16 protein-coding genes and 1 pseudogene are annotated in these 20255 nt (G+C 62.4%); 13 read left to right on the forward strand and 4 right to left on the reverse strand.

Features of this window, described 5'->3' with window-relative positions; all coding sequences use genetic code 11:
• The 4 genes and pseudogenes from glyA to CFR79_RS13935 all read right to left on the reverse strand — a co-directional run.
• A pseudogene (gene glyA / locus CFR79_RS16260) lies at positions 1-138 on the reverse strand (serine hydroxymethyltransferase); the annotation flags it as partial.
• A 219-nt stretch (positions 139-357) separates the two neighbouring features.
• Positions 358-1557 carry a quaternary amine ABC transporter ATP-binding protein gene (locus CFR79_RS13925; protein WP_110548289.1) on the reverse strand — a complete coding sequence of 400 codons (1200 nt, stop codon included), beginning with the start codon at positions 1555-1557 and terminating at the stop codon, positions 358-360.
• Positions 1557-2405: a choline ABC transporter permease subunit gene (choW, locus tag CFR79_RS13930; RefSeq protein WP_102323942.1), complete on the reverse strand. Its 849-nt coding sequence runs from the start codon at positions 2403-2405 to the stop codon at positions 1557-1559. Before choW ends, CFR79_RS13925 begins: the two co-directional genes overlap by 1 nt.
• A gap of 15 nt (positions 2406-2420) precedes the next feature.
• Positions 2421-3350 carry a glycine betaine ABC transporter substrate-binding protein gene (locus CFR79_RS13935; protein ID WP_102324262.1) on the reverse strand — a complete coding sequence of 310 codons (930 nt, stop codon included), beginning with the start codon at positions 3348-3350 and terminating at the stop codon, positions 2421-2423.
• Positions 3351-4083: 733 nt separating this feature from the next.
• Here CFR79_RS13935 and CFR79_RS13940 point away from each other — a divergent pair.
• The 13 genes from CFR79_RS13940 to CFR79_RS14000 all read left to right on the forward strand — a co-directional run.
• Positions 4084-5337, forward strand: coding sequence for a sarcosine oxidase subunit beta family protein (locus tag CFR79_RS13940; RefSeq protein WP_102324261.1), 1254 nt, complete (start codon positions 4084-4086; stop codon positions 5335-5337).
• 10 nt (positions 5338-5347) lie between these two features.
• Positions 5348-5653, forward strand: coding sequence for a sarcosine oxidase subunit delta (locus CFR79_RS13945; protein ID WP_102323940.1), 306 nt, complete (start codon positions 5348-5350; stop codon positions 5651-5653).
• Positions 5650-8655 (forward strand): sarcosine oxidase subunit alpha family protein, encoded by a 3006-nt coding sequence (locus CFR79_RS13950; protein WP_110548290.1) that lies wholly within the window; start codon positions 5650-5652, stop codon positions 8653-8655. The genes CFR79_RS13945 and CFR79_RS13950 overlap by 4 nt, the downstream gene beginning before the upstream one ends.
• A 4-nt stretch (positions 8656-8659) precedes the next feature.
• Entirely contained in the window at positions 8660-9181 is a 522-nt protein-coding gene (locus tag CFR79_RS13955) for a sarcosine oxidase subunit gamma (protein ID WP_165927266.1), read from the forward strand.
• 30 nt (positions 9182-9211) lie between these two features.
• Positions 9212-10570, forward strand: coding sequence for an L-serine ammonia-lyase (locus tag CFR79_RS13960; RefSeq protein ID WP_110548291.1), 1359 nt, complete (start codon positions 9212-9214; stop codon positions 10568-10570).
• A gap of 123 nt (positions 10571-10693) precedes the next feature.
• Complete coding sequence (locus CFR79_RS13965) at positions 10694-11950, forward strand: aromatic ring-hydroxylating oxygenase subunit alpha (RefSeq protein ID WP_110548292.1); 1257 nt, start codon at positions 10694-10696, stop codon at positions 11948-11950.
• Between the two features lie 17 nt (positions 11951-11967).
• Entirely contained in the window at positions 11968-13059 is a 1092-nt protein-coding gene (locus tag CFR79_RS13970; RefSeq protein ID WP_110548293.1) for a hybrid-cluster NAD(P)-dependent oxidoreductase, read from the forward strand.
• Positions 13060-13061: 2 nt separating this feature from the next.
• Entirely contained in the window at positions 13062-14081 is a 1020-nt protein-coding gene (locus CFR79_RS13975; RefSeq protein WP_102324260.1) for a GlxA family transcriptional regulator, read from the forward strand.
• Positions 14078-16123, forward strand: coding sequence for an oxidoreductase (locus CFR79_RS13980; RefSeq protein ID WP_110548294.1), 2046 nt, complete (start codon positions 14078-14080; stop codon positions 16121-16123). Before CFR79_RS13975 ends, CFR79_RS13980 begins: the two co-directional genes overlap by 4 nt.
• Positions 16124-16128: 5 nt before the next feature.
• Positions 16129-18018, forward strand: coding sequence for a DUF3483 domain-containing protein (locus CFR79_RS13985; protein WP_110548295.1), 1890 nt, complete (start codon positions 16129-16131; stop codon positions 18016-18018).
• Positions 18015-19250 (forward strand): electron transfer flavoprotein subunit alpha/FixB family protein, encoded by a 1236-nt coding sequence (locus CFR79_RS13990; protein ID WP_110548296.1) that lies wholly within the window; start codon positions 18015-18017, stop codon positions 19248-19250. Before CFR79_RS13985 ends, CFR79_RS13990 begins: the two co-directional genes overlap by 4 nt.
• A gap of 1 nt (position 19251) precedes the next feature.
• Positions 19252-19995, forward strand: coding sequence for an electron transfer flavoprotein subunit beta (locus CFR79_RS13995; protein WP_110548297.1), 744 nt, complete (start codon positions 19252-19254; stop codon positions 19993-19995).
• Positions 19996-20042: 47 nt separating this feature from the next.
• The coding region (locus tag CFR79_RS14000) for an alcohol dehydrogenase catalytic domain-containing protein (protein ID WP_181417423.1) at positions 20043-20255 on the forward strand (213 nt) is incomplete at its 3' end.

The raw sequence follows: 20255 nt of genomic DNA on the forward strand, positions 1-20255 counted from the left end.
CTCGCTCGCAATCAGTTCAATACCGTCGCGCTGGCGTTCCAGTTCCGCGCCAATGATCGCAGCAACATCCGGGTCCGCTTCCGTCAGCGGGGCGCGGAAGTACTGGCGCAGACCTGCCTGATCAATAGTGTCCAACATGATCGAATCTCCAGAAAATGCAGAACCGCCATAAATAGTGTAAAACAGGATGAGGGCGGACGGCTCCGCGTTATAAGGTGCTTATACAGGGGAAGGGGTATCCCCGGACAGTGCTTTTGGAAAGTGGCGTCATTTTATTTTCAGATTACGACAGATATCTGCATAATATAAAATAAAACACGCCTTACATTCTTTTCTTACGCTTGCACGTGCGTTCTGTCAGCCACCCATTATTTGCGTCATGCCCCGAATGATATCGCCATGGTCGCACAGGCCGACAACTTCGCCTTCCCGGTGGATCAGGACCGGCATATTGCTGCGCTGGCGCAACAGGGCAACGGCATGCAGTGATGTTCCCGTGGGTACGCACTGCACCAGACCCGGCCCGATTTCACAGGTATGGGTATCGGGCACGGTCATGTGGCGCTGGATGGCGTGCACCCTGCCACCGATATGCCTGACCTGATCAGCGACAAAATCGAACCTGTAAAGGCCCGCTTCGTCAATGGGGGTAAACCCGTCATCCGTTTTGCCCGGCAGATCAAGCCCGCGCATGACCGATGCCGCGTCCAGAACCGGCAGCGGATTCATATGGCGTACGAATTCGCCCACGTAATCATTGACCGGGCGGAACAGGATGTCATGCGGCGTACCGGTCTGGATAATGCGGCCTTCGCGCATGATCGTAATCTGGTTGCCGATCTTCAGCGCCTCGTCGATGTCGTGGCTGACGAAGATGATGGTTTTCTTCAACTGCTTCTGGATGTGAAGCAGTTCATCCTGAAGCTTGCGCCGGATGAGGGGATCAAGCGCGGAAAAAGGTTCATCCATAAGCAGGATGTCGGCATCCGTGGCGAAGGCGCGGGCCAGGCCGACGCGCTGCTGCATGCCGCCCGACAGTTCGCTTATGCGCGAATTGGCCCAGCGGGAAAGCCCGACCAGTTCCAGCTTTTCGTCCACCATCTTGCGGCGCATGGACGGGGTGATGCCACGCAGTTCCAGTCCTAACCCGGCATTGTCACGCACGGTGCGCCATGGCAGCAGGCCAAAATTCTGGAACACCATGGCAATGCGGGTCTTGCGGATTTCACGCAGCGTATCGTCATCGCAGTTGGACAGATCGACATAGGCCACGCCATTACCGATCTGCACTTCCCCCCGCACCGCTTTGTTCAGGCCATTCGCGGCCCGCAGCAACGTGGATTTTCCGGAGCCGGACAGCCCCATCAATATGCTGATCTCGCCACGTTCAATGGCAAGGTTCGCATCCGCTACGCCCACGGTAACCTGTGTCGTGCGGGCGATTTCTTCGCGCGTTCCACCTTCATCCAGCATGGCCAGCGCGCGGTTGATGGCGGCCTTGCTGTTCTGGCGGTGGAAGAGGATGTCAACGTGGCTGAAGGCAAGGGCGGTAGTCATCAGGACGTTCCTTTTGCGCGACACAGGCGATCGAGCATGATGGCGAGCAGAACAATCGCAAAGCCGGATTCAAAGCCCGTATCGACCTGCACGGTATTGAGCGCGCGCACAACCGGCACCCCCAGCCCCCCGGCACCGACCAGTGCGGCGATCACGACCATGGACAGGCTGAGCATGATGCACTGCGTAAGCCCCGCGCGGATCATGGGGAGTGCGGCGGGAATCTCGATCTTCCACAGAAGCTGCCGTGGCGTGCTGCCAAAGGATTCTCCCGCTTCCAGCAGGGTGCGCGGGACCGAGGCAATGCCCATTTCCGTCATCCGGATCGGGGCGGGAATGGCGAAAACGATGGTGGAGATCATGCCCGGAACCGTACCCAGACCGAACAGGATAAGGGTGGGGATCAGATAGACGAAGGTGGGCAGCGTCTGCATGAGATCGAGCACGGGATGCAGCAGGCGGCCCAGCCAGGGGCGATGGGCTGCGGCAATACCCAGCGGGACGCCGACCAGCAGGCAGATAATGGTGGAAAAGAGCACAAGCGACAGCGTGCCCATCGTTTCCTGCCAGTAGCCCTGATTGATGATGAACAGCAGCCCCAGCCCGACCAGTGCCGTAAGCCATCCCGACCGCCGGGCGACGTACGATCCCACCGTAAAGACAACCAGCAGCAGCAGGGGCGGGAAGCCAAGCAGGAAATCCGTCAGCCCATCGGCAAGGGAGCCGACCACGTCGCTTACGCCGTTAAAGAAAAACATGAAGTGCTTGCGCACGAAATCGACAAGCTGCGCCATGACGGCGCCCACCGGCAGCTTGTGCGATGTGATCCAGGTTTCCATATGTTTCATGATGACAGGTCGTCCTTAATGAATGCCCAGATAGGTGCGGGCCGCGGCCAGTCCCGGCTGTCCGTCAAAAGTGGTCACATCTGTCAGCCATGTGGCCAGAACATCCGGATTGGCGCGCAGCCACTGCCGGGCTTCCTCCCGCGGGGGGACGTGATCGTCCTGGATCGCCTTCATCATGATGTTTTCACCCGGCACCGAAAACCGGATCTGTTTCAGCAACCGGTAGGCATTGGGGCATGCGGCCTCATAGCCGGTGCGGACAACGGTATTGACATGGGCACCCGCGCCAAAGACCTTTTCCCCACCGGTCAGGTAGGTAATCCTGAAGTCCATGTTCATCGGGTGCGGTTCCCATGCCAGAAAGACGATGGGGCGATGGCTTTCGACCGATCGCGCAACCTGGCTGAGCATGCCCTGTTCGCTGCTTTCAACCAGCCGGAAATGCTGTAGCCCGAACATGTTTTCATTGATCATGCGCAGCACATGATCATTCGTGTCATTGCCTGATTCCAGCCCGTAGATGACATGGTGCAGCCTGGCGCCCCATGCCGCGATGTCCTTGAAGTCCCGCAACCCTTCGGCCGCGACATAATCGGGCACCGCAAGGCCCAGATGGCCATTGGGCAGGTTGACCGCGATCTGCTGCACGCTGCCGTTTTTCAGGTATGGCGCGATCACGGATACGCCCGTGGGGTCCCAGTTGCTCAGAAACCCGTCGATATGACCGTCCTGCATGCTGAGATAGGCGAGGCTGAGCGTAACCATGGGGGTGGATGCAGTGTAACCGAGCGCATCGAATACCTCCGCCCCCACGGCGGTAACGGCGGATGCATCGGTCCAGCCGACATCGGCCAGCCTGACCGCGTGGCACGAAGCGGGGTCCGCCGCATGGGCAAGGGCGGGCGCTCCCAATGCAAGGAATAGAAAAGGAGACAGGCGATGCATGACGGGCGGAATATCCTTTGTGGAAAAACCGGACGGTAATTCATTCTGCATAAGAACCGATTGCAGATGCAAGGCCGAAAAACGGACTGAAATCATATAATTCAAAATATTGAATATGTGACCTGTTTTAGAACTACATGGCTTTAACATGCATGAAAATGTCGGAAACGAACAAACGGGCGTAACGGTTTTGGTGTCAGATAGCTGGTTTCCTGAAAAAACAGTTTAATCAGCCGTCCATTGTCATGAAGAAACGACATGCGATGTTGCATGGAGGCAGTCGAGGCGGGCGGAACTTTACGCGGTTTTGACTGCGCATCTTCCAGTTGCGATGGTAACGGATATGTCTGCCGGACAGGATGCTGATTTTCCCTGGCTGACAATCTTTAGAAAACAGCCCGCCGTAACGCCTGATCCATAACGCACCATAAGGTTTGTATGGATGCGGCGTGGCTGAACATTTATGCACAGGATCATTTAGGTCGATACGACATGCGTGATGGTGCGCCGTGTCGTAAGGGCTACAGCCGTGCATCGCGGATTATTTCATAACCAACTGAATTAAATAAAAATTATGCGCAGTCGTGCATGCTGTGACGGGTTTTCAGATTCGTTTCGATAAAAAAACCAGCATGTCGCTATTATTCAAGTTTTCCGTCTTATCCATACCAGCGGGAAACAGGCGGCGGGTGCATGCTCGGCGTCATATCGTCTCGCAGCATGTAGGATGAACATGCAGAAATTTTCGGCACTTTCACTAGCGCGCCAGGCAATTGGCGGTCATCTTGGCTGGAAGCCCCAGTGGCGGTCGGTTGCGCCCAAACCGGCCTACGATATCGTTATCGTAGGCGGTGGCGGCCACGGTCTGGGCACGGCCTATTACCTGGCCAGGCAGCACGGACTGCGTAATATCGCCGTGATCGAACGGGGATGGCTCGCGGGGGGAAACACCGCACGTAATACGACCATCATCCGGTCGAATTACCTGTTTGATGAAAGTTCTTCCTATTACGAGCATTCGCTTAAACTGTGGGAAAACCTCTCGCAGGAGCTTAATTACAACGTCATGTTCAGTCAGCGCGGCTGTCTTATGGTCGCGCATACGGTCCATGATGTGCAGAGCTTCAAGCGCCATGTTCATGCCAATCGCCTGAACGGGATCGACAATGAATGGCTGACGGCGGAAGAAGCCAAGGAATTCTGCCCGCCGCTGAATATTTCCCCCAATATCCGCTACCCTGTCCTTGGCGCGTCATTGCAGCGCCGCGCAGGTACCGCGCGTCATGACGCGGTGGCGTGGGGCTTTGCCCGCGCGGCAAGCGACCTTGGTGTCGATATCATCGAAAACTGTGAGGTGACGGGCATCATGCGCGCACCCACGGGTGAAGTGACCGGCATAAACACCACGCGCGGCGATATCCGCACGGGCAAGATCGGCGTATCGGTTGCGGGTCACAGCTCGGTCGTGCTGGGCATGGCGGGAATACGCCTGCCATTGCAGAGCAACCCGCTGCAGGCGCTGGTGTCCGAACCGGTCAAGCCCGCGTTTCCCACCATCGTAATGTCCAACACCATCCATGCCTATATCAGCCAGTCGGACAAGGGTGAGATGGTGATCGGGGCGGGGACGGATTCCTACGTATCCTATACCCAGCGCGGCGGGCTGCACATTCCCGCCCATACGCTGGAAGCCATCTGCGAACTGTTCCCCATGTTCCGCCGCCTGCGCATGCTGCGGTCATGGGGCGGCATTACCGATAATACGCCCGACCGTTCGCCCATTACGGCCAAGACATCGATCCCTGGCCTGTATGTCAATTGCGGCTGGGGTACGGGTGGGTTCAAGGCCACGCCGGGGGCCGCCAACCTGTTTGCCTGGACAATTGCCAGGAATGAACCGCACCCGATCAATGCGCCCTTCACGATAGAGCGTTTCCGTGACGGGGTCATGATCGACGAGGCCGCGGCAGCGGCCGTCGCCCACTAAGGAGGTCAGCATGCTTCTGATCCGTTGTCCCTATTGCGGTGATCGTGCCGAAATCGAATATGCCAATGCTGGCGAAGCCCACATCGTCCGCCCTGCAGACCCGATGGCGGTCAGTGATGAGGAATGGGCCCAGTACCTCTACATGCGTGACAATCCCAAGGGACTGATTGCCGAACGGTGGCGTCATTCCCATGGATGCGGACGGTTTTTCAATGCCATCCGTGATACCCGAACGGATCGTTTTGTGATGACTTACGAAATGGGCCAGCCACGCCCCACCATCGACAGCGAAGCGGCGGCGGAGGCGGCACGATGACAAAGCAGTACCGTATTCCCGGCCGTGGCCGCGTCAATACTGCGCGGCGCGTGACCTTTACTTTCGACGGCCGTGAATTCCAGGGTTACGAAGGTGATACGCTGGCATCGGCGCTGCTGGCCAACGGGCAGCACCTGATGGGGCGTTCGTTCAAGTACCATCGCCCGCGCGGCGTGGTTTCCGCCGGGTCGGATGAACCCAATGCGTTGGTCGCCGTAGGCTCCGGCCCTGCGCTGCAGACCCCCAACCTGCGCGCAACACAGGTCGAGATCCATGACGGCCTTGTCGCCATCAGCCAGAACCGCTTTCCGTGCCTGAAATTCGATCTGGGCGCGGTCAACACGCTGGCTGCCCCGCTGCTGCCTGCCGGCTTCTACTACAAGACCTTCATGTGGCCGCGCAGCTTCTGGGACAAGGTGTACGAGCCGATCATCCGTGCCTCAGCCGGGCTGGGTGTAGCACCCACCGCGCCGGACCCGGACCAGTATGCTTTCCGTTATGAACACTGCGATGTGCTGGTGGTGGGCGCCGGGCCTGCCGGTCTTGCCGCGGCACTGGCGGCGGGCCGGGCTGGCGCGCGTGTCATCGTGGCTGATGAAACGGCGGAAGCCGGTGGCTGGCTGCTGTCGGACACGACATCGCGCATTGATGGCAAGACGGGCGCCGCCTGGGCGCGTGAAGTCGTTGATGAACTGAACGCCATGCCCAATGTGCGGCTTCTGACCCGTTGCACGGCGTTCAATTACGGCCCGCATAACATGGTCGCGCTGAATGAGCGCCTGACCGATCATCTGGCGCATCCGGCCGTCGGCCAGCCAAAAGAACGGCTGTGGCAGGTCCGGGCGAAGGAAGTCGTGCTGGCGGCGGGCGCGCTGGAACGCCCGCTGGTATTCGATGGCAATGACCGCCCCGGTGTCATGCTGGCGACTGCCGCGCGTACCTATCTGAACCGCTACGGCGTGGCCTGCGGCAGGCGGGCGATCGTGGTCACGGCGGATGACGCAGCCTACCGCGTGGCGCTGGACCTGAAGGATGCGGGGGTGACGGTCGCGGCCATTGCCGACCTGCGGCCCGCGCCGGATGGCGCGCTGGTGGCGGCTGCCATCCGTGCGGGCATTACCGTACTTCCCAACACCACCATCCAGCGCGCGCATGGTCTCAACCGTGTGTGCAGCGTGGAACTGGCGCAACTGCTTCCCGATGGTTCAGTGGGCAAGGGGCACCAGTGGCGGGCCGATCTGGTGCTGATGTCGGGCGGATTTACGCCCAGCGTCCACATGTTCTCCCAGTCGCGTGGCAAGCTGGTGTTTGATGAGGAACTGGGCGTTTACGTGCCCGGCCAGTCGGCTGAACGCGAACGTTCCGCCGGTGCGTGCCGTGGCGTCTATCGTCTGGACAGGGTGCTGGAAGACGGCGCGCGGGCAGGGGCCGAAGCCGCTGCCGCCACCGGGTTCGACGGATCGGCCCCGCAATGGCAGACGGGCGATCTGGACGAACCGGGCCGGGGTGGTTTCGCCGGTGCGCTGCCGCGACGCGGCAAGGGCCTGCGTGCCATGGCTTTCGTCGATTACCAGAACGACGTGACGGCCAAGGACGTAAAGCTTGCCGTGCGCGAGGGCTTCCGCTCCATCGAACATATCAAGCGTTACACCACGACCGGCATGGCGACCGATCAGGGCAAGTCATCCAATGTGAATGCGCTGGGCATTGCATCCGAAGCGCTGGGCCGCCCGGTGGAAAAGGTTGGTCTGACCACCTTCCGCCCGCCGTTTACGCCGGTCACGTTTGGCGCTTTTGCCGGTCATGCGCGCGAATTCCTGTTCGATCCGGTGCGGCGCACGGCAGCGGATGGCTGGGCGCGGGATCGTGGCGCGGTGTTCGAGGATGTCGGCCTGTGGCAGCGCGCGCGGTATTTCCCGATCAACGGGGAAGACATGGAAGCGGCTGTCCGGCGCGAATGTCTGGCCACGCGCAGTGCGGTGGGCATTTTCGATGCCTCCACGCTGGGCAAGATCGAGGTGGTCGGCCCCGACGCCGCCACGTTCATGAACCGCATGTATGTCAATGGCTGGACCAAGCTTGCGGTCGGCCGGTGCCGGTATGGCCTGCTGTGCCGTGAAAACGGGTTCGTGTATGACGATGGCGTTGTGGGCCGGGTTGCCGCGGACCGCTTCCACGTCACCACCACCACGGGTGGGGCCGCCGGCGTGCTGAACATGATGGAGGACTATCTCCAGACCGAATGGCCGGATCTGGATGTGTGGCTGACCTCCACTTCGGAAGAATGGTCGGTCATTGCGGTACAGGGGCCGCTGGCGCGCAAGGTGCTGGCACCGCTGGTCGATGGTCTGGACATCTCCGCCGAGGCCCTGCCGCATATGAGCATGGCCGAAGGCAGCATCTGCGGTGTGCCGATGCGACTGTTCCGCGTCAGCTTCACCGGTGAACTCGGCTTCGAGGTCAACGTGCCCAGCAGGCATGGCCGCAGGATCTGGGATGCGATCTGGGCTGCGGGCGAGCCGCACGGCATGACGCCGTATGGCACCGAAACGATGCACGTGCTGCGTGCGGAAAAGGGCTACATCGTCGTCGGTCAGGAAACCGATGGCACGGCAACGCCTGATGATGTCGGATGTGGCTGGGCGGTCAGCAAGGTCAAGAAGGACTTTGTCGGCAAGCGGTCGCTGGCGCTGCCCGCGCTGAAGGCCCCTGACCGGCTGCAGCTTGTCGGCCTGCTGACGCTGGACCCGTCCGAGGTGCTGGAAGAAGGCACGCAGCTTGTGGCCCGTCCCGATGAGGCCGTGCCCATGCACAAGCTGGGTCATGTCACGTCATCCTATTTCAGCGCGACGCTGGGTCATTCCATCGCGCTGGCGATGGTGGCCGGTGGCCGCGCCCGTATGGGCGAGACGCTGTATGTGCCCGTGGAAGGCCGGTCGATCCCGGTCAAGGTTACCAATCCCGTGTTTTATGATGTCGAGGGAGCCCGCCTGAATGTCTGATGTCATGACAGCGTCTCAAGCCCGTTTTGATGTGGCGGCGGGACCGGATCTGCGCCGCTGGGTGCTGCAGGGGCGCGATGCCGGACTTGCGGCGGGGGCTGCGGCGTTTGGCCTGTCCGGTGTGCCGGACATGCTCCGTACGGCGCAGGTGGCTGGCGGTACTGCCGCCCGCCTCGGCCCGCACGAACTGGTCTTTTTTGCCGAGCCGGACAGGGCGGACGCCATTTACTCCGCCCTGCAGGCCGGGTTGAAGGACATCCCTTCCAGCCTTGTTGAAATCAGCGACCGGCAGGTTGCCATCGATATCAGCGGGCCGGACGTGGAACTGGTTCTGTCCAGCCTCTCCCCGATGGATTTCAACATCCGCGCCTTTCCCGTCGGCATGGCCACGCGCACGCTGCTGGCCAAGGCGGATGGCATGGTCTGGCGCACGGGGCCGCAATCGTTCCGGCTGGAGGTGTGGCGTTCGTTCGTCCCCTACATGACGGAATATCTGCAGAAAGTAGCCTGCGATGTCAGGTTCTGACGACGCAGCGAGCAGCGAAACAGGGATGGCATGATCAGCCTTTTTGAGTTGTTCAAGATCGGTATCGGCCCATCGTCCTCCCACACGGTCGGGCCGATGCGCGCGGCGCATGACTTCGCGGTCGCGCTGCGCGCCTGTCCCGATGTGGCGCGGATAGAGGTCACCCTGCTGGGATCACTGGCCTGGACCGGCGTGGGACATGCGACGGACAAGGCCGTCATTCTGGGGTTGATGGGGTATCTGCCCGATACCGTCGATCCAGACATGGCCGATGAACTGGTCGCCCATGTCAGGGCGGCCCACAGGCTGTCGCTGCCGGATCGGACCCTGTCCTTCGATCCGGCCGGTGACATCATATTCGACCGCGTGACGGTGCCACCCGTCCATCCCAATACGGTGCAGTTCATCGCCTATGATGCGGCTGGCGAACAGGTTGCGTGCCAGCGGATCTGTTCGATCGGTGGTGGCTTTATCGTGGCCGAGGCCCATGCCCATGATGCGGTGGTGGCCACGGCGGATGTGCCTTTCGAGATTACATCGGCCCGCGACCTGCTGGAGATCACGCGCCGTACCGGCCTGACGATTGCCGAAATCGTGCTGGCCAATGAACGCGCCCTGCGCCCGGAACATGAAATCACCGCCGGGATTGACCGGATCATTGCAACCATGATGGGTTGCGTTGACCGGGGCATGCACCAGCAGGGGGTCCTGCCGGGGCGTCTGGCGGTGCGACGGCGGGCGGCGGCCATTTATGACCGGCTGAAAGGGGACCGTTTCCGCAACGTGCGCGCGGCGCACGAGGTCATGGACTGGGTCAGTCTTTACGCCATTGCCGTGAATGAGGAAAACGCGGCCGGGGGCCGTATCGTAACCGCGCCCACGAACGGGGCGGCGGGCGTGGTGCCCGCCGTGCTGCGGTATTACCGTGACTTCTGCCCCGGCGCCACGCCGGAGCGGGAATATGACTTCCTGCTGACCGCAACGGCGGTTGGTGGCCTGTTCAAACGCAACGCCTCCATTTCCGGCGCGGAAGTTGGTTGCCAGGGGGAAGTCGGGGTTGCGTGTTCCATGGCGGCGGCGGGCCTTGCGGCGGCTCTGGGTGGCAATGTCCAGCAGATCGAGAACGCCGCCGAAATCGGCATGGAACATCATCTGGGCATGACATGCGACCCGGTTGGTGGCCTGGTGCAGATTCCCTGTATCGAACGCAACGCCTTTGGCGCGGTCAAGGCGATCAATGCGGCGTCGCTTGCCATGCGGGGGGACGGCACGCATTTCGTGTCGCTCGATCAGGTGATCGTCACCATGCGCGAGACGGGTGCGGATATGAGCAGCCGCTACAAGGAAACCTCGCAGGGGGGGCTGGCTGTCGGATTTCCTGAATGTTAGCGCCGTATACAAGAAAGTCGTTCTGATATAATAATATGTCGCATATACGCATAAGATGTTATTGTGTTGGAACGATACTGGTAATCGCATAACGCGTATTTCTAAGGAAAGGTCCACCGTGCGATGGCCAAGGATAGCGTGGTTTCAGTCAGCGAACTGATCGCCCGGCGCAAGCCGGGGTTTTCGCTGGAAGCGCCGTTTTATACCAGTCCCGAAATCTTCCGGATGGATATGGAGGCGATTTTCGGCCGTCACTGGATCTATGTCGGTGTTGAACCCGACGTAGCCGAGGAAGGTGACGCGATGGTGGTCAATATCGGCAATTCCTCCGTCATCATCGTGCGTGATGATGAAGGCGCCGTCAGGGCCTACCACAATGTCTGCCGCCATCGCGGCGCGCGCATGATCCCTGAAGGCAAGACAATCATCGGCAATATTGTCTGCCCCTACCATTCATGGACCTACGGGCTGGACGGCGGCCTGAAATTCGCGGAACACATGACCCCCGATTTCGACCGGGGCTGCCACGGGCTGAAGCCGGTCCACCTGCGTTCGGTGGGGGGGCTGCTGTTCATCTGTCTGGCCGAAGATGCGCCCGACGATATCGACGCGATGGCCGAAATCATGGAGCCGTATCTGGCCCCCCATGACATCCGCAACACCCGCGTTGCCCATCAGGCTGACCTGATTGAAAACGGCAACTGGAAGCTGGTGATGGAAAACAACCGCGAGTGCTATCACTGCGGCCCGAACCATCCCGAACTGACCATCCCGCTGTTTGCCTATGGTTTCGGTTTCGCGCCGGAATCCCTTGATGAGGAAGGGCGCAGGGAAGCCGAACGCTATAACCAGCTTAGTGAATCGTCGCGCGCGAAATGGGAAGCTGCGGGCCTGCCATCGCGTGAGGTCGAGCATCTGAGCGACCGGGTCACCGGCTTTCGTACCGAACGCCTGCCGATCGACCGCGCGGGTGAAAGCCAGACGATGGACACCCGCGCCGCATGTCGCATCCCGCTGGGGACGATAGGCGACATGGCGGCTGGTGGCCTGTCGTTCTGGACACAGCCCAATTCCTGGCATCACTTCATGGGCGATCATATCGTCACCTTCTCCGCCATTCCCATTGACGAGGGTCATACGCTGGTCCGTACGCGCTGGCTGGTGAACAAGGATGCGGTGGAAGGCGTCGATTACGACCTGACCCGCCTGACCGAAGTGTGGAACGCCACCAACCAGCAGGACGCTGACCTTGTCGCCATCGGCCAGCAGGGGGCTATGGACCCGGCCTATGAACCCGGTCCCTATTCGCCCCATACCGAAGGTCTGGTTGAGAAATTCGTGAACTGGTACCTCGACCGCCTCTCCCATAACGTGAAATGAACGGAGGCCGCGCATCCATGTCGGCTATTGTGACACATCCACCAGCCCAGGGGGTCCCGTTCTGGGACCCTGAACGTGATGAGGTTCTGGTCTGCCGTCAGGTACGCGATGAAACGCACGATGTCCGTACATTCGTGTTTACCGCTCCGCAGGCACGGCTGTTTTCCTACGCACCCGGACAGTTCATGACGCTTACGGTCATGATCGACGGGCAGGAAATCAACCGCTGCTACACGATTTCCTCCAGCCCCACGCGGCCCAACACGCTGGAAATCACCATCAAGCGCGTGCCCGGTGGCGTGGTGTCGAACTGGCTGCATGACAACCTGCGTCCGGGCATGGAAGTGCGCGCCCTTGGCCCGATGGGTGATTTCACCTGTGCGGGGTCCAGGGCGCGGAAAATGCTGTTCCTGTCCGGTGGCAGCGGCATTACGCCCATGATGTCCATGTCGCGTGCGTTAAGCGACATGGCGGCTGATATGGATATCATGTTTGTCCATGCGGCCCGTAGCCCGCGCGACCGCATCTTCCGCCACGAACTGGCGGCACTGGAACAGGCGAACGCGCATCTGCGCACGGTGACGCTGTGCGAACATGATACGCCTGCCGAACGGTGGGATGGCTATCGTGGCAGGCTGTCGGCCAGCGCGCTGGAACTCGCCGTGCCCGACTGGCGTGAGCGTGAGGTATTCGTATGCGGTCCCGCGCCCTTTATGGATGCGGTCCGGAACATGCTGGGGCAGGGCGGTTTCGACATGGCCCGCCACCATGAGGAAAGCTTCGATTTCGGTACGCTGGTTGCCGACGAACCCGAAATCATCGAAGCCATCGAGGAACTGGAAGCGGCCCAGTTCAGCATTTCATTCACCAAAAGCCAGCGCGATATCCAGTGCGGCGCGGATACGCCGGTACTGTCCGCCGCGCGGGCGGCGGGCATGCGTCTGCCCGCATCGTGCGCCAAGGGCATGTGCGGGACGTGTAAATGCCGTCTGGTATCCGGCACGGTGGAAATGAAGCACGATGGCGGCATTCGCCAGCGTGAGATCGATCGCGGCATGATCCTGCTGTGCTGCGCGAAACCGACCAGCGATCTGGTTATCGAACGCTGATCATGAATCGTAAGCTGGATCTCGCCGGGCTGAGCCGTTTTGGTTTCCTGACACTCAACAGCTATTCGATGATCGCGGTCAGCAATGCGATTGAAGTCCTGCGCATGGCCAACCGCGTAACGCAGCAGGATGTCTATGAATGGGACATCCTGACCCAGAGCGGGGAGGCCGCGACCGCCAGCAACGGCCTCATGCTGCATCCCACCGTCGCGCCAGAGCGTACGCGGCCATACGATGTCATATTCGTGTGCGGCGGCATCAATGTCCGTGCGGCCAGTTCGGCATCGCTGCGTAACTTCCTGCGTGTGCAGGCCCGGGCGCATGTGGTGCTGGGGGCGTTGTGCACGGGCACCTTCACACTGGCGGAAGCGGGGCTGCTGCGCGGCTACAAATGCGCCATCCATTGGGAAAACCTGTCCGCGATCCGGGAGGAATTTCCGGAAATCGACATTACGGACGAAATGTTCGTAATCGACCGTGACCGTTTGACCTGTGCAGGCGGTTCCGTGCCGCTGGACATGATGCTGCGCATTGTTGAAGCCCGTTTCGGGCGCGAGCGGATGCAGGCGGTTGCCGCGCAGTTCATCCTTGATCGCAGCCGCACGGGAAACGAGGCCCAGCCCGTCTCCACGCTGGCGGATGCGCCGCCCGCCCTCATGCGGGCGATGCGCCTGATCGAACGCGATATTGACCGCCCCCTGCGGATCAGCGGCATCGCCGCCGATGTCGGGCTGTCCGTCCGCCAGCTTGAACGCCTTTTTCGTCGTCATGCCGACTGCACGCCTGCGGTGTATATCGTGGGTGTGCGCCTTGAGCGCGCGCGGCGGCTGCTACAGCAGACGGGCATGTCGATCACCAATGTCAGTCTGGCCTGCGGTTTCGTATCGCCAGCGCATTTCAGTACGGCCTATCGCAGCCGTTTCGGCTGCGCACCGCGTGATGAACGGCGGCTCCGTCCGTCCATGTCGCGCCTGAACGATTATCTTTCCCGACAACCAAGCAATGCTGGATTCCCTGAATGAACGCCAATGCAGAGGTGCTGTTCAAGCCACTACGCATCAAGGGTCTTGTAATTCGCAATCGCATCATGAGCACAAGCCACGCGCCGGGCTATGCCCGCGATGGCAGGCCGCAGGAGCGTTATCAGCTTTATCATGCCGAAAAGGCGAAGGGCGGCATTGGCCTGACCATGTTTGGCGGTTCGTCCTCGGTTGACTGCGACAGCCCGGCAACGCCGTGGAATCAGGTTGCGGTGGCGGATGACGGGATCATTCCGTATTTCCAGCAGTTCGCGGACCGCGTGCACCAGCATGGCGCGGCACTGATGATCCAGCTTACGCATATGGGCCGTCGCACGCGGTGGGATACGGATGCGTGGCTGCCGGTCATCGCCCCGTCCGTCGTGCGCGAACCCGCATCGCGCTCGGTGCCCAAGGAGATGGAAGTGGAGGATATCCGCCGCGTTATCCGCTCCTTCGCCGATGCCGCGCGGCGGTGCCAGCAGGGGGGGCTGGACGGGTTCGAGATTTCGGGTGCGCATGGGCATCTGCTGGACCAGTTCTGGTCGCCCGGGGTCAACCGCCGTACGGACGCCTATGGCGGATCGCTGGAAAACCGCATGCGCTTTGGCATCGAAATCCTGACCGCCATGCGTGAAGCCGTGGGTGATGATTACATCATGGGCATGCGCATGAGCGGCGACGAACTGCTGAAGGACGGCGTGTCGCACGAAGATGCGATCGCCATCGCCACTGAATATGCCCGCCGTGGCCTGATCGATTTCGTCAATGTCCTTGGCGGTCAGGCGCGCGATGACATGTCGCATGCCGTCAGCCTGCCGAACATGGCCTTTCCCGTGGCGCCCTTCCTGCATCTGGCCAGCGGCATCAAGCGTGAGGTCGACATCCCGGTTTTCCACGCCCAGCGCATTACCGATGTCGCAACCGCCGCGCGTGCGGTGGCCGAAGGGCATATCGACATGGTGGCGATGACGCGCGCCCATATTGCCGACCCGCATCTGGTCAACAAGCTGGCGCAGGGGCGTGAGGATGATATCCGCCAGTGCGTGGGGGCGGGGTACTGCATCGACCGCATTTACGTCGGCGGCGATGCCTTGTGCCTGCAGAATGCCGCCACGGGGCGCGAAGCGACCATGCCCCACGACATTCCCCGCGCGGACATCAGCCGCCGGGTGGTAATCGTGGGCGGCGGGGTGGCGGGGCTTGAGGCCGCGCGCGTCTGTGCGCTGCGCGGGCATCATGTCGTATTGTTCGAGCAGGAAGCCCAGACGGGCGGGCAGGTAACCATCGCCGCGCGGGCGGGCTGGCGTGAAGCGCTTTCGGGCATCGTGCGCTGGCTGGACGCGCAGGTGCGCAAGCTGGGGGTTGACCTGCGGCTGGGCACCCGCGCCACGCCCGAACTGATCGCGGCGGAAAAGCCGGACGTGGTGATCGTGGCCACCGGCGGCCATGCCTCGGTCGGGGACCGTCCGGGTTCCGATCTGGTGCATGATGCGCGCGCCGTGCTGGAAGGCACGGTGGAACCCACGGGCAGCGTGCTGCTGTATGATGACATGGGCCAGCATAACGCGGCATCCGTGGCGGAAGTGCTGGCCACGCGCGGCTGTCTGGTGGAAATGGCGACAGGCGACCGCCTGATCGCGCAGGAAGTGGGAACGACCAACCAGCCGGTGCATCTGCGTGAACTCTACCGCCTTGGCGTGGTGCTTTCGCCCAACATGGAACTGACGGAAGTTTACCGCGAGGATTCCCGTCTGGTCGCCGTGCTGCGCAACACCATGACGGATGTGGAGGAAGAGCGCGTCGTCGATCATGTGATTGTCGAATATGGCAACCTGCCGCGTGAGGACCTGTATTTCGCGCTCAAGGAAAATGCCGCAAATTACGGCCAGACCGACCTGCCCGCCCTGCTGGAAGGCAGGACCCAGCCCGTTTTTGCCGAAGGACAGGATGGTTATGCGCTGTTCCGTATCGGCGATGCGGTGGCCGGGCGCAATATCCATGCCGCCCTGTATGATGCGCTGCGCCTGTGCAAGGATCTGTAACACCCATGGCATGGCTTATGATCGGGCTGGTCTGGCTGCTGGCCATCGCGGTTGCGGTCGGGGCTGCGGGTTTCGTGCGCCTGTGGCGCCGCGGCGCTCCCGCGCGGGTGGACTGGGTCGGTGGCCTGCTGGCGCTGCCCCGGCGGTATCTGGTGGATGTGCACCATGTGGTCGAACGTCGCCCCGGTGCCGGGCGCATGCATGTCCTTGCCGCCGGTGGCCTGCTGGGCAGCCTTGTGCTTGTGATGCTGGCCATGCTGCCACCGCTGGGATCAAGCCGGATTTACTGGGGGCTGGTTCTGGCATGTGCGCTGGCGGGCATGGCCGGGTCGGCGCTGGTGCGGGCGCGGCGGGTGCCGGTGCGGCCGTCCTTCCTGTCCGGCGGTCTGTTCAACTGGCTTGCCCCTGTCCTTGCCGCCATGACCGGGGCGATCGCCGTGCTTGCGGCCTGTCAGGTTGTCCTTGCCTACACGCCCGCGCGGCAGGGGGTAATGGCGTTCGCCACCATGCTGCTGGCGGTGGGTGGTTTCGGCCTGCTGGGCCTGTTCCTGTATGGCCCGATGCGCCATGCCTTCGCGGGTTCCACATGGCTGGTGGCCCATTCCCGTCCCGGCCGGTTCGGTGGCGGGCGCGATACCGCGCTGCAACCGCTCGATCTGACCCAGCCGGTGCTGGGGGCGGTGACGCCGGGCGATTTTGCCTGGAATATGCTGTCCAGCTTTGATGCCTGCATCCAGTGCGGGCGGTGCGAGCAGGCCTGTCCCGCCTTCGCCGCCGGGCAGAGGCTGAACCCCAAGGCGCTGATACAGGGCATGGTCAGCGCCATGCGTGACGATGGCGGCGCGTCCTATACCGGCAGTCCGGCCCCCAACGCCCCACCCGTGGCAGGGAATGGCGGCATGGACCATCCGGTTGTCGGAACGGACGCCATGATCCACCCTGACACGTTATGGGCATGCACGACCTGCCGTGCCTGTGTCGAGGAATGCCCGATGATGATCGAACATGTCGATACGGTCATCGCCCTGCGGCGCGGTCAGACCCTTATGCATGGCGATGTCCGCCCCGGCGCGGCACAGGTGTTGCGGCGCATGCGTGACAGCGCCGAACCCGGCGGCCGCCCCCTGTCCGAACGTGCGGACATGCTGGCGATGGATATTCCCGTCCTGAAGGAAGGGGAGGAAACCGACATCCTGCTCTGGCTGGGGGAAGGGGCGTATGACCGGCGGTATGCCCGCACCCTGCAGGCACTGGTCCGGTTGATGCGGCAGGCGGGCCTGCGCTTTGCGATACTGGGTGAAGCCGAAAGTGATTGCGGCGATCTGGCCCGCAGGCTGGGCGATGAAGCGACATTCCAGATGCTGGCGGCGGATGTCATCACGACGCTGGGGCGGCGTAAATTCAGCACCATCGTCACTGCCGATCCGCATTGCTATAATATGCTGCGTAACGAATATCCGGCGCTTGGGGGCATATGGCGCGTCCGGCATCATACGGCCCTGCTGGATGATCTGGTCACACAGGGCAGGCTGGTGCTGGCGGCGCGCGACCTGCCGCCGGTCGCATGGCATGATCCATGTTATCTGGCGCGCTACAATGGGGAAACACAGGCCCCGCGCCGCCTGCTGCAGGCCGCCTGCACCCGGACCGTGGAAATGGAACGCCATGGCATGCAGGCCATGTGCTGCGGTGGTGGTGGGGGTAATCCGGTCAGCGATGTCGACGCGCAGGTGCGTATACCCGACCTGCGCATGGGGCAGGCGCGTGATGCGGGGGCGCGTATCGTTGCCGTTGGCTGTCCCGGCTGCACCGCCATGCTGGAAGGTGTGACGGGCGACCGTCCGGAAGTGCGCGATATAGCCGAACTGGTTCTTGACGCCGTGGTGCGGGCATGACCCGGCTGCGGCCTGATCCCCGGGCATTACGCCTGCGCCGGATGACGGCGGGGCAGGCCGGGCGCGTGCGCCTTGTCCCGGCAGCACTTGCAGACAGGGCTGGGCAGGTCTCGCCGTCCGGTCGCCTGCGTCGGGACCCGCGCGCGGAACGTCAGCGCCTGCTGGTGCCCGGTCTGGCCCGTGCGCGCCTTGTTCGTGACGGGCGCGCAGGCACGGGTGGCAACGCCACCCCCGTTCAGGAAGCACGCAGTCAGGTCACCCGCATTGATGACCCGCAATGTCTGGTCATGGTGGTGCCTGACCTGCCTGATGGCCGCCCTGGCCGTCTTGACCGGCAGGTGATGGGCGCGGCCCGCCTGTTGGCCGATGCGTGGAAGGGGGCTGTTGTCCTGTGCTGTCCCGCCAGTCTGGACAGTGCAGCCTATACCGATTTTGCTCAGGCAGGCGCGGACCGGGTGGTGCCGTTGCCGCTGGACCCCACCGACCCCGAACGCAGTGTCGCGGCAATCGGCGACGCAGTGGCCCGGTTTACGCCCCGGACGGTGCTGTTTGGCGAAAGCACCGATGGCGGCGACATGGCCCGGCGCGTGGCGGTTGCGACCGGACGCAGTTTCATGGGTGATGTGGAGGTTCTCAATCCCCGCAACGCCATCCGTCCCGCCATGGCCCGCCGGTCGGAACAGGTTGCGTCCACCCTGCCGGGCATCATGGCCCTGTCGCCCGATCGGGTGGCGCCCTATGGCGGAAATGCGCACGAAGCCCGCGTGACGGGGATGGATGGTGATGACCGTCAGTCCCCGGTCCATGGCGGGGGGCGCATACGTGTCGCCCCGCCCCAGCCGGGCGATCCGGCGACGATGGCGCTGGCGGAAGCGCCCTTTGTTGTCTCCGCCGGGAATGGCGTAACGGATTTCGACATGTTCCGGCAGATGGTGAGCGCGCTGCATGCCTCCCCCGGTGGCAGTCGCATGGTCTGTGATGCAGGGCTCCTGCCACGGGAGATGCAGGTGGGCGCATCGGGCACGGTGCTGGATGCCATATGCTATGTCGCCATGGGCATATCCGGCACGCCGCAGCACCTGCAGGGGCTGGGACGGGTCGAGCATGTCGTGGCGGTGAACACGGACCTGCACGCGGCCATGGTTGAACGCGCGGGGCTGTCGATCATCGCGGATGCCCAGCTTGTCATGCCAGCCCTGCTGGAAGTGTTGCGCAACGGGACGGAAGAATAGGATGCGCACGATCATACTGCTGTCAGCGGGATACGATACGGTATCAGGCAGGCCCGCACCCGTTGCGGGGGAAATCGGCGCGATTGGCATGGCGCTGGCGTTAGGTGGCGAAGTGCTGGGCGTGCATGTCGGTCCCGCTGGCCCCACGATGCGTGAATATGCAGGCTACGGGCTGGAACGTATTGTCGCCCTTGGGGCAGGGCAGGCGGGGGTGGTGGAAGCCCTTGCGGCCTATATCCGTTCCGGCGCAGCGTTTGACGGCGCGCCGGTCGATCTTGTGCTGACCGGACGACGCGGTTCGGGCGGCGAGGATAGCGGGCTGTTTCCCTACGCGCTGGCGCATGCGCTGGACTGGCCCATCATGCGCGATATCGTTGCCATTCAGGCGACGCAGGGCGTGGTCGAGGTTGAACAGGCCCTGCCACGCGGGGTGCGGCGCAGGGCGCATGTAAAAGGTCCGTGCGTGTTGGGCGTGCATGAAATGGCGCCCTTCACCCCTGCATTTTCTTTCGCCGCCATGCGGCGGGGCGAGGTGCTGACATATGGCGAGACAGCCGACAGCCCCCCTGCCGACATGGCAGGGGCAGACATGCAGATCCGGCCCTACCGCGCCCGGCCACGCCTGATACAGGCTCAGGCATCGGGCACGGGGGGACAGGTCATGATTGATCCCACGCCGCAGGCAGCGGCGCAGGCGATCAGGGACCATCTGGTCATGCTGGGTGTCCTGCAAACCGGTAGGTAGGCAGGTCGTGGCATGAATTTTTCATAAAAGACCGGGAGTTTAAGGTTATGGACGTAAGGGCAGCCGTTGCATTTGAAGCGGGTAAACCGCTGGAAATCGAGACCGTACAGCTTGAAGGCCCGCGCGAGGGCGAGGTTCTGGTGGAAATCAAGGCCACCGGCCTGTGCCATACGGACAAGTTCACCCTGTCCGGCGCGGACCCCGAAGGGCTGTTCCCGGCCATTCTGGGCCATGAGGGCGCAGGCGTGGTGGTGGAAGTT

Origin of the sequence: Komagataeibacter saccharivorans, from assembly GCF_003207825.1 — a bacterium.
GTDB lineage: Bacteria > Pseudomonadota > Alphaproteobacteria > Acetobacterales > Acetobacteraceae > Komagataeibacter > Komagataeibacter saccharivorans.

Excerpts from the sequence above, each read along its gene's own strand:
- choW (WP_102323942.1), bottom strand. The coding sequence starts at position 2,405 with ATGAAACATATGGAAACCTGGATCACATCGCACAAGCTGCCGGTGGGC.
- CFR79_RS13925 (WP_110548289.1), bottom strand. The coding sequence starts at position 1,557 with ATGACTACCGCCCTTGCCTTCAGCCACGTTGACATCCTCTTCCACCGC.
- CFR79_RS13995 (WP_110548297.1), top strand. The coding sequence starts at position 19,252 with ATGCGCACGATCATACTGCTGTCAGCGGGATACGATACGGTATCAGGC.
- CFR79_RS13965 (WP_110548292.1), top strand. The coding sequence starts at position 10,694 with ATGGCCAAGGATAGCGTGGTTTCAGTCAGCGAACTGATCGCCCGGCGC.
- CFR79_RS13945 (WP_102323940.1), top strand. The coding sequence starts at position 5,348 with ATGCTTCTGATCCGTTGTCCCTATTGCGGTGATCGTGCCGAAATCGAA.
- CFR79_RS13940 (WP_102324261.1), top strand. The coding sequence starts at position 4,084 with ATGCAGAAATTTTCGGCACTTTCACTAGCGCGCCAGGCAATTGGCGGT.
- CFR79_RS13955 (WP_165927266.1), top strand. The coding sequence starts at position 8,660 with ATGACAGCGTCTCAAGCCCGTTTTGATGTGGCGGCGGGACCGGATCTG.
- CFR79_RS13975 (WP_102324260.1), top strand. The coding sequence starts at position 13,062 with ATGAATCGTAAGCTGGATCTCGCCGGGCTGAGCCGTTTTGGTTTCCTG.
- CFR79_RS13970 (WP_110548293.1), top strand. The coding sequence starts at position 11,968 with ATGTCGGCTATTGTGACACATCCACCAGCCCAGGGGGTCCCGTTCTGG.
- CFR79_RS13990 (WP_110548296.1), top strand. The coding sequence starts at position 18,015 with ATGACCCGGCTGCGGCCTGATCCCCGGGCATTACGCCTGCGCCGGATG.
- CFR79_RS13935 (WP_102324262.1), bottom strand. The coding sequence starts at position 3,350 with ATGCATCGCCTGTCTCCTTTTCTATTCCTTGCATTGGGAGCGCCCGCC.
- CFR79_RS13985 (WP_110548295.1), top strand. The coding sequence starts at position 16,129 with ATGGCATGGCTTATGATCGGGCTGGTCTGGCTGCTGGCCATCGCGGTT.
- CFR79_RS13980 (WP_110548294.1), top strand. The coding sequence starts at position 14,078 with ATGAACGCCAATGCAGAGGTGCTGTTCAAGCCACTACGCATCAAGGGT.
- CFR79_RS13960 (WP_110548291.1), top strand. The coding sequence starts at position 9,212 with ATGATCAGCCTTTTTGAGTTGTTCAAGATCGGTATCGGCCCATCGTCC.
- CFR79_RS13950 (WP_110548290.1), top strand. The coding sequence starts at position 5,650 with ATGACAAAGCAGTACCGTATTCCCGGCCGTGGCCGCGTCAATACTGCG.